General features: G+C 36.4%; 14 protein-coding genes. All 14 read right to left on the bottom strand.

Features of this window, described 5'->3' with window-relative positions:
* Positions 1-69: 69 nt before the first annotated feature.
* Positions 70-1,062, bottom strand: coding sequence for a DNA-directed RNA polymerase subunit alpha (locus ACILQF_RS00950; protein ID WP_395625538.1), 993 nt, complete (start codon positions 1,060-1,062; stop codon positions 70-72).
* A 71-nt stretch (positions 1,063-1,133) separates the two neighbouring features.
* Positions 1,134-1,742, bottom strand: coding sequence for a 30S ribosomal protein S4 (rpsD, locus tag ACILQF_RS00955; protein WP_395625539.1), 609 nt, complete (start codon positions 1,740-1,742; stop codon positions 1,134-1,136).
* Positions 1,743-1,821: 79 nt separating this feature from the next.
* Positions 1,822-2,211, bottom strand: a complete 390-nt coding sequence (gene rpsK / locus ACILQF_RS00960; RefSeq protein ID WP_291399998.1) for a 30S ribosomal protein S11 — start codon at positions 2,209-2,211, stop codon at positions 1,822-1,824.
* A 181-nt stretch (positions 2,212-2,392) separates the two neighbouring features.
* A complete protein-coding gene (rpsM, locus tag ACILQF_RS00965; protein WP_291399996.1) occupies positions 2,393-2,770 on the bottom strand; it encodes a 30S ribosomal protein S13 in 378 nt (125 codons plus the stop codon).
* A gap of 95 nt (positions 2,771-2,865) precedes the next feature.
* Positions 2,866-2,982 (bottom strand): 50S ribosomal protein L36, encoded by a 117-nt coding sequence (gene rpmJ / locus ACILQF_RS00970; RefSeq protein WP_079702220.1) that lies wholly within the window; start codon positions 2,980-2,982, stop codon positions 2,866-2,868.
* Positions 2,983-2,989: 7 nt separating this feature from the next.
* Positions 2,990-3,208 (bottom strand): translation initiation factor IF-1, encoded by a 219-nt coding sequence (gene infA, locus ACILQF_RS00975; RefSeq protein ID WP_026897900.1) that lies wholly within the window; start codon positions 3,206-3,208, stop codon positions 2,990-2,992.
* A 136-nt stretch (positions 3,209-3,344) separates the two neighbouring features.
* Positions 3,345-4,130: a type I methionyl aminopeptidase gene (gene map / locus ACILQF_RS00980; RefSeq protein WP_395625540.1), complete on the bottom strand. Its 786-nt coding sequence runs from the start codon at positions 4,128-4,130 to the stop codon at positions 3,345-3,347.
* A 5-nt stretch (positions 4,131-4,135) separates the two neighbouring features.
* Positions 4,136-5,464, bottom strand: a complete 1,329-nt coding sequence (gene secY / locus ACILQF_RS00985; protein ID WP_395625541.1) for a preprotein translocase subunit SecY — start codon at positions 5,462-5,464, stop codon at positions 4,136-4,138.
* Between the two features lie 6 nt (positions 5,465-5,470).
* Entirely contained in the window at positions 5,471-5,917 is a 447-nt protein-coding gene (rplO, locus tag ACILQF_RS00990) for a 50S ribosomal protein L15 (RefSeq protein WP_395625542.1), read from the bottom strand.
* A 2-nt stretch (positions 5,918-5,919) separates the two neighbouring features.
* A complete protein-coding gene (rpmD, locus tag ACILQF_RS00995) occupies positions 5,920-6,099 on the bottom strand; it encodes a 50S ribosomal protein L30 (protein ID WP_090706495.1) in 180 nt (59 codons plus the stop codon).
* A 5-nt stretch (positions 6,100-6,104) separates the two neighbouring features.
* Positions 6,105-6,623 (bottom strand): 30S ribosomal protein S5, encoded by a 519-nt coding sequence (gene rpsE / locus ACILQF_RS01000; RefSeq protein WP_291399980.1) that lies wholly within the window; start codon positions 6,621-6,623, stop codon positions 6,105-6,107.
* A gap of 60 nt (positions 6,624-6,683) precedes the next feature.
* The gene (rplR, locus tag ACILQF_RS01005) at positions 6,684-7,037 is read right to left on the bottom strand and encodes a 50S ribosomal protein L18 (RefSeq protein ID WP_395625543.1); all 354 of its coding nucleotides are present in this window, start codon (positions 7,035-7,037) and stop codon (positions 6,684-6,686) included.
* A gap of 5 nt (positions 7,038-7,042) precedes the next feature.
* On the bottom strand, positions 7,043-7,600 hold the full coding sequence (gene rplF, locus ACILQF_RS01010) for a 50S ribosomal protein L6 (protein ID WP_395625544.1): 558 nt from the start codon (positions 7,598-7,600) through the stop codon (positions 7,043-7,045).
* A 17-nt stretch (positions 7,601-7,617) separates the two neighbouring features.
* Complete coding sequence (gene rpsH, locus ACILQF_RS01015; protein WP_395625546.1) at positions 7,618-8,019, bottom strand: 30S ribosomal protein S8; 402 nt, start codon at positions 8,017-8,019, stop codon at positions 7,618-7,620.
* Positions 8,020-8,075: the final 56 nt, after the last annotated feature.

An 8,075-nucleotide genomic window follows, 5' to 3' on the forward strand; every position in this document is an offset into this window, starting at 1 on the left:
TTTGTTTGATTATGCACGTGCATACCGTCGATCAACCTTTCGGGATCGGGAATTATGCATTTCGCTTATTTATTCTTCGTCTAATTTAAATTTTGAAAGGTTCATACCGAAAGATAAACCTTTAGATTTCACTAAGTCTTGTATCTCTGTTAATGATTTCTTACCAAAATTTCTGAATTTTAACATATCAGCAACATCATAAGAAACAAGATCAGCTAATGAACGTATATCCGCTGCCTTTAAACAGTTTAATGCACGTACAGAAAGATCAAGATCTACTAATTCCATTTTAAGGATTTTACGCATATGTAAGATTTCCTCATCAACTTCCTTAGTTTCTTCTTTTGCCTGAGATTCAAGCATGATGTTCTCATCAGAGAATAACATAAAGTGGTGAATTAAAATCTTGGCAGCTTCTTTCAAAGCATCCTCAGGATGAATTGAACCATCAGTAGAGATATCAAGAACAAGTTTCTCGTAATCTGTTTTTTGTTCTACACGGAAGTTCTCAATAGAATATTTAACATTCTTTATCGGAGTGTAGATAGAATCAATAGCAATTACACCTAGAGGTGAGTCAGTGCTTTTGTTTTCTTCAGCAGCAACATAACCTCTGCCTTTGTTAACGGTAAGTTCAATTTCCAAAGTAACTGAAGGCTCCATATTACAAATCACAAGGTCTGAATTGAGAACCTCAAAATTATTGGAAAACTTCGAAATATCACCAGCTTTAAACTGATCCTGACCATTGATAATTACGAAAATCTTTTCGCTATCACCAGAGTCACCAGTTTTGTTGAAACGCACCTGCTTTAAGCTAAGAATGATTTCAGTTACATCTTCTACAACACCTTTAATTGTTGAAAATTCGTGAGAAACTCCTGAAAAACGAACAGAAGTAATTGCAAAACCTTCCAGGGAAGATAAAAGTATTCTGCGTAATGCATTACCAATAGTTACACCAAAACCAGGCTCTAAAGGTCTGAATTCAAATGTTCCATCGAAATCCGTAGATTTCTGCATGATAACTTTATCAGGTTTCTGAAATGCTAAAATTGCCATTTAATATTTTGCTAATGAATGTTAATGTAAATTCCTAGTGGCCATGCTCCAAAAGAACAAGACCAGTTCTATTACTTAGAGTACAATTCGACGATTAGATTTTCCTTGATATTCTCAGGAATTTCTTCACGACTTGGCAGGTTAAGAAACTTACCTGTTAAGGTATTTGCATCCCACTCTAACCAGCTAAATTTATTTATAGTTCTAGCAGCAACTGAATGCGAAACTGCTTCAAGACTTTTTGAACGTTCACGAACGGCAATCACATCACCAGAACGTAAAGAATAAGAAGCGATGTTTACAATTTCACCATTTACAGTGATGTGCTTATGGCCAACAAGCTGACGAGCAGCAGAACGAGTTGGAGCTATTCCTAAACGATAAACAGTATTATCTAAACGAGCCTCTAAAAACTTCAAAAGGTTTTCTCCAGTAATACCTTCTTTCGCAGAAGCTTTGTGGAAAAGATTTTCGAAATAGCGCTCTAATACACCATAAGTGTACTTTACTTTTTGCTTTTCCATTAACTGCACAGCAAATTCTGATTGCTTACCTCTTTTTCTTGAGGTACCATGCATCCCTGGAGGATAATTTTTTCTTTCTAATGCCTTATCAGGACCAAAAATTGGTTCTCTGAATCTACGGGCAATTTTGGACTTGGGTCCTGTGTATCTAGCCATTGTTTGTGTGTTTTTTAAAGTATCTTCCCAACCATGTCGGGAGAATCTTAGCTTTAAAAATGATTATTAATTATATGTATTAAACTCTTCTTCTCTTTGGAGGACGGCAACCATTATGTGGAAGCGGAGTAATATCCTGAATTGTAGTTACTTCAATACCAGCAGTTTGCAAAGTACGAATAGCAGACTCACGGCCAGAACCTGGACCTTTAACATATACTTGAACTTTACGAAGGCCAAGATCATGAGCAACTTTAGCACAATCGCCAGCAGCCTGACCAGCAGCATACGGAGTATTCTTCTTAGAACCTTTGAAACCCATCTTTCCAGCAGAAGACCATGAAATAGTCTGCCCCTGAAGATTAGTTAAAGTAATAATGATGTTGTTAAACGTAGCATTAATGTGTGCTTCGCCGATAGGCTCTACAATTACAATACGCTTTTTGGTAACTTTTTTAGTCTTAGCCATTTTTTTAGATTTGAGATGTGAGACTTGAGATCTGAAATTAGATCTCGGCACTCATATCAATTTCTTATTTTAGTCATGATTGCGACTCATTTGAGCCCGAAAATCATATCCGCTTAATTTGTTAATTAATAGAGATCAGAATTCGAAATATTCTCATATCTCAAATCTGGTATCTCATATATTACTTAGTTGCTTTTTTCTTGTTTGCAACAGTTTTACGTTTTCCTTTACGTGTACGAGAATTGTTCTTAGTACGTTGACCACGAACAGGAAGTCCCTTACGATGACGTAAACCACGGTAGCAACCGATGTCCATCAAACGTTTAATGTTTAATTGAACTTCAGAACGCAAAGCACCTTCAACTTTAATCTCATCATTGATGAAACCACGAATTGCTGCTAACTGATCATCAGTCCAATCTTGAACCTTGATATTTACATCAATACCAGCATCATTAAGGATCCTTTGTGCGGTTGCCTTTCCGATACCGAAGATGTAAGTAAGTCCGATCTCTCCTCTTTTGTTTTTTGGTAAATCAATACCTGCTATCCTTGCCATATTTTATTAAAAGTTGTACGTTATAAGTCTTATTTTATATTTGATATTGTAGAATCGACACCAAAAACAAATTAAACTAATAACTATATTCAATTTTATCCCTGACGTTGTTTATACTTTGGGTTCTTTTTGTTGATCACATAAAGTACTCCCTTACGACGGATTACTTTACAATCAGCACTACGTTTTTTTATGGATGCTCTTACTTTCATCTTTATCCTATTTATATCTGTATGTTATTCTGCCTTTACTCAAATCATAAGGCGACATTTCCAACTTAACTTTATCTCCTGGAAGAATTTTAATATAATGCATTCTCATCTTCCCAGAAATATGAGCAATAATTTCGTGTCCGTTTTCTAACTCAACACGAAACATTGCATTAGACAATGCCTCTCTAATAATTCCGTCTTGCTCAATTGAAGCCTGTTTGGCCATATATTATTTAAATTTCTCCTAATTTAACACAAACAGGAAAATAAACATTAGCAATCTCTAAAAAGAGAATAAACTATAATTTTAATCCCAAGCCCATCCTAATAGGGATGCAAAATTAAATAAAAAATTTTAATATTTAATCTTTTTGTTTTAAAACTTGCTCTATGTACTCAAATGTTGAAAGAACATCAGCTTTACCCCTCTTAATAGCAACAGTATGCTCATAATGAGCAGATACTTTTTGATCTACAGTGCTTACTGTCCAACCATCTTCCCAAAACTTAACACCAGCTTTACCAGCATTTATCATTGGTTCAATTGCAATCACCATTCCCTCTTCGAGCTTTATCCCTGAACCTCGTTTTCCATAATTAGGAACTTCGGGCTTTTCGTGAAGCTTAACACCCACACCATGACCAACAAGTTCTTTAACTACTCCAAAACCATTCTTTTCAGCATGTTCTTGAACGGCATAACCCACATCACCTACCCTCATGCCTACAACTGCCTTATCGATAGCAAGTTTCAAACACTCTTTTGTTACTTCTAAAAGCTTTCGAGTTTCAGCATTGATATTTCCAATTGGAAAGGTATAAGCTGAATCACCAAAAAACTCATTCAAAATAACACCACAATCAACAGAGACAATATCTCCATCTTTTATTTCATATTCGCTAGGAAAACCATGTACCACTTGATCATTTAGTGAAATGCAAAGTGAATATGGAAACCCATGGTAATTTAAGAAAGCTGGAACTCCGCCATTATCGCGAATAAATTCCTCTGCAATCTTATTTAAATATATGGTCTTTACACCTTCTCCAATATTTCTGGCCACTTCGGCCAAAGTTTTAGAAACTAGCAGGGAACTTTCCCTGATTTTCTCAATATCTTCAGAAGACTTGTAAAAGATCTTAGACATTTATATTAAATACCAGAAGCACCAGCTGAAACTGGAGTACGTCCCTTAACTCTACCAGTTTTCATTAATCCATCATAATGACGCATTAATAAATGACTTTCAACTTGTTGCAAAGTATCCAAAACAACACCAACAAGAATCAACAACGAAGTGCCACCATAGAAATTAGCAAACTGACTATTAATACCTAAAATAATCGCTATTGAAGGCATGATGGCTATGATAGCCAAAAATATAGAACCAGGAAGCGTAATTTTAGAAATCACAGCATCGATATAATCACCTGTTGTTTTTCCAGGCTTAACACCGGGAACAAAACCTCCATTTTTCTTCATATCATCAGACATTTGAACCGGATTAACGGTAATGGCTGTATAGAAGAATGTGAAAGCAATAATCATAAACGCGAAAGTTAGATTATACGTTAATGAAGTATAATCACTAAATGCTGCGAGAAATGAAGATTGAGCTGAAGGAAAAAATGAACTGATAGTAGTAGGAATAAACATAATTGCCTGAGCAAATATGATAGGCATAACCCCAGCCGCATTCACTTTTAAAGGAATGTACTGACGAACACCACCGTACTGCTTGGCACCAACAATCTTTTTTGCATACTGAACAGGTATTTTACGAACACCTTGAACAATCAAAATTGTGAACATTACAACCAAAAACAAGGCCACTATTTCAACAATGAAGGAAATTAAACCTCCCTGAGCACCCATACGTGAATTGAATTCAGAGAGTATCCCAAAAGGTAATTGAGCGATAATACCCACCATAATAATCATGGAGATACCGTTTCCAATACCTTTATCAGTAATTTTCTCACCTAACCACATCACAAACATGGTACCTGCTGTTAGAATAAACATTGAAGTTATACTAAACATTGGCTCTGAAAGCAAACGCGCATCAGGACTGATTTGAGAGCGAACATAACCAATAGCTTGTAAAGCAGTGATAATGATTGTTAGGTAACGAGTAACCTGATTAATCTTTTTACGTCCGCTTTCACCTTCCTTTTGAAGTTTCTGGAAATATGGAACAGCTATACCCAATAACTGCACTACAATAGATGCAGAAATATAAGGCATAACACCCAATGCAAATATAGATGCACGAGAGAAAGATCCCCCAGCAAACATATTTAACAAACCGAGTAACCCTTCTTTTGCTTGAGCATCATCAAGAGATGCGGAATCAACACCAGGAAGAACGATAAATGAACCTATTCTATAAATTAAAAGACATAAGAGCGTGAATAAAATTCGTGCTCTTAAGTCTTCAATTTTCCAAATGTTGGATAGCGTTGTAAAAAACTTCTTCATGTATAATTATAATTTAGCTACTGCACCACCAACTGCTTCGATTGCTTTTTGAGCAGAAGCAGAAAATGCATGTGCTTTAACATCCAATTTGGATTTCACTTCTCCTCTACCTAAAATTTTAACTAGATCATTCTTAGAAGCTAAACCATGCTCTTTAAATGTATCAAAATCGATAGCAGTTAAATTATATTTCTCGGCAAGAGCTTGCAATGCATCCAAATTAACACCAACATACTCTGTACGGTTAATTGGATTGAAACCCACCTTAGGTAAACGACGTTGTAAAGGCATTTGACCACCTTCAAAACCGACTTTACTCTTGTATCCTGAACGTGATCCAGCACCTTTATGACCACGAGTGGAAGTTCCACCGCGACCAGATCCGGTTCCACGACCGATACGTTTTCTATTTTTTGTTGAACCTTCTGCAGGCTTTAAGTTACTTAAGTTCATGATTAGATACTTTCTACTGCTACTAAATGATTAACTTTTCTCACCATTCCGATAATTGCCGGATTAGCTTCAACCTCTACAGAGTGGTTCATTTTTCTTAAACCTAATGCCTGCATAGTTCTTTTTTGACGCTCGCTTCTATCGATAACGCTTTTAATCTGGGTTATTTTAATTTTAGCCATGATGATTATCCGTTAAATACTTTATTTAAATTAACGCCACGTTGTTGAGCTACAGTATAAGCATCACGTAATTGTGAAAGTGCTAATACAGTTGCTTTTACTACGTTGTGCGGGTTTGAAGAACCTTTCGACTTTGCTAGTACATTATGTACTCCGGCACTTTCAAGTACCGCACGCATCGCACCACCTGCAATTACACCGGTACCCGGTGCAGCTGGCTTTATGAATACGAAGCCACCTGAATATTTACCGAGCTGCTCATGAGGAACAGTACCGTTAATAATAGGCACTTTAACAAGATTCTTCTTTGCATCATCAATTCCCTTGGCAATTGCCTCAGTTACCTCTTTTGCTTTACCAAGTCCGAAACCCACGATTCCGTTTTCATCTCCTACCACTACGATAGCTGAAAAACTGAAGGTACGTCCACCTTTGGTAACTTTAGCAACTCGCTGGATGCTAACTAAGCGATCCTTTAATTCGATCTCGCTTGATTTTACTCTTTTTATATTGATAGTTGACATTCTCTTTATTTTATGATAACACCGATATTATTGATATATGATCGCTGAAACCGATGCTAATTAAAATACTAAACCAGCTTCACGTGCACCTTCAGCCAATGATTTAACACGACCATGATACAGGTAGCCATTTCTGTCAAAAACAACTTGGTTTACACCTGCTGCTAATGCCTTTTCTGCTACTGATTTACCAACAGCTTTTGATTGATCAGATTTATTTCCATTGGCAACAAAATCTTTAGATAAAGATGATGCTGAAACAATAGTTACTCCGCTATTATCATCGATAATCTGAGCGTAAATCCCTTTATTGCTTCTGTACACTGACAAACGCGGGCGCTCTGCAGAACCTGTCAATCTCTTTCTGATTCCTCTTTTGATTCGCTCTCTGCGAGACAATTTAATTCCTGCCATTATGATTATTTTTTAGCGGCTGATTTACCAGCTTTTCTTCTTAACACTTCACCAACAAACTTAATACCTTTACCTTTGTAAGGCTCTGGAGCACGTAAAGAGCGGATTTTCGCTGCTACTTGTCCCAATAATTGCTTATCGATACTCTCCAATATAACTACTGGGTTTTTACCTTTTTCTGAAGTAGTAGTTACATTAATTTCTTTAGGTAGTTCAAACACGAAATGGTGAGAATATCCTAAAACTAAATCTAATGTATTACCTACGTTCGTAGCACGGTAACCAACACCAACAAGCTCTTGCTGCGACTTGTATCCTTCAGTTACACCTACAACCATGTTGTTGATTAATGAACGATATAAACCATGTAAGGCTTTATGACGTTTTTGCTCTGAAGGACGTTCTACAGTAAGTATACCATCTTCTTGAGTTATTTTTATATCTGTATCTACATCCTGAGTTAATTGTCCCTTCGGACCATTAACTGTTACTAGGTTCGCATCAGAAACTGTGATGGTAACACCTGCTGGAATATTAATCGGGGCTTTTCCTATTCTTGACATCTTCTCTTATCCTCCTATTAATAAACGTAACATAAAACCTCACCGCCAATATTCAAATTCTTAGCCTCTTTATCGGTCATAATGCCTTTAGAAGTAGAAAGAATAGCGATACCTAAACCGTTTAATACACGTGGCATATTATCTACACCAGCATATCTTCTTAAACCAGGAGTACTCACACGTGAAATGCTACGAATCGCTGGAATTTTAGTGATTGGATTATACTTAAGAGCAATTTTAATCGTCCCTTGAGTATTAGCATCCTCAAACTTGTAATTAGTAATATAACCTTTATCAAAAAGAACCTTTGTCATTTCTTTTTTGATGTTCGATGCAGGAATCTCTACAACGCGGTGGTTAGCCTTAATCGCATTTCTTACTCGCGTAAGATAATCTGCTATTGGATCTGTATTCATTATTTATTGTTTGTGATAGTGGTTTCCTTTCCAACCTATTCGGAACGACCTGCCATCGG

It is taken from the genome of Daejeonella sp. (assembly GCF_044232565.1).
Classification (GTDB): Bacteria; Bacteroidota; Bacteroidia; order Sphingobacteriales; family Sphingobacteriaceae; genus Daejeonella.

Bases quoted from the DNA above. Each gene is read 5' to 3' on its own strand.
- ACILQF_RS00950 (WP_395625538.1), bottom strand. From the start codon at position 1,062: ATGGCAATTTTAGCATTTCAGAAACCTGATAAAGTTATCATGCAGAAA.
- rpsD (WP_395625539.1), bottom strand. From the start codon at position 1,742: ATGGCTAGATACACAGGACCCAAGTCCAAAATTGCCCGTAGATTCAGA.
- rpsK (WP_291399998.1), bottom strand. From the start codon at position 2,211: ATGGCTAAGACTAAAAAAGTTACCAAAAAGCGTATTGTAATTGTAGAG.
- rpsM (WP_291399996.1), bottom strand. From the start codon at position 2,770: ATGGCAAGGATAGCAGGTATTGATTTACCAAAAAACAAAAGAGGAGAG.
- rpmJ (WP_079702220.1), bottom strand. From the start codon at position 2,982: ATGAAAGTAAGAGCATCCATAAAAAAACGTAGTGCTGATTGTAAAGTA.
- infA (WP_026897900.1), bottom strand. From the start codon at position 3,208: ATGGCCAAACAGGCTTCAATTGAGCAAGACGGAATTATTAGAGAGGCA.
- map (WP_395625540.1), bottom strand. From the start codon at position 4,130: ATGTCTAAGATCTTTTACAAGTCTTCTGAAGATATTGAGAAAATCAGG.
- secY (WP_395625541.1), bottom strand. From the start codon at position 5,464: ATGAAGAAGTTTTTTACAACGCTATCCAACATTTGGAAAATTGAAGAC.
- rplO (WP_395625542.1), bottom strand. From the start codon at position 5,917: ATGAACTTAAGTAACTTAAAGCCTGCAGAAGGTTCAACAAAAAATAGA.
- rpmD (WP_090706495.1), bottom strand. From the start codon at position 6,099: ATGGCTAAAATTAAAATAACCCAGATTAAAAGCGTTATCGATAGAAGC.
- rpsE (WP_291399980.1), bottom strand. From the start codon at position 6,623: ATGTCAACTATCAATATAAAAAGAGTAAAATCAAGCGAGATCGAATTA.
- rplR (WP_395625543.1), bottom strand. From the start codon at position 7,037: ATGGCAGGAATTAAATTGTCTCGCAGAGAGCGAATCAAAAGAGGAATC.
- rplF (WP_395625544.1), bottom strand. From the start codon at position 7,600: ATGTCAAGAATAGGAAAAGCCCCGATTAATATTCCAGCAGGTGTTACC.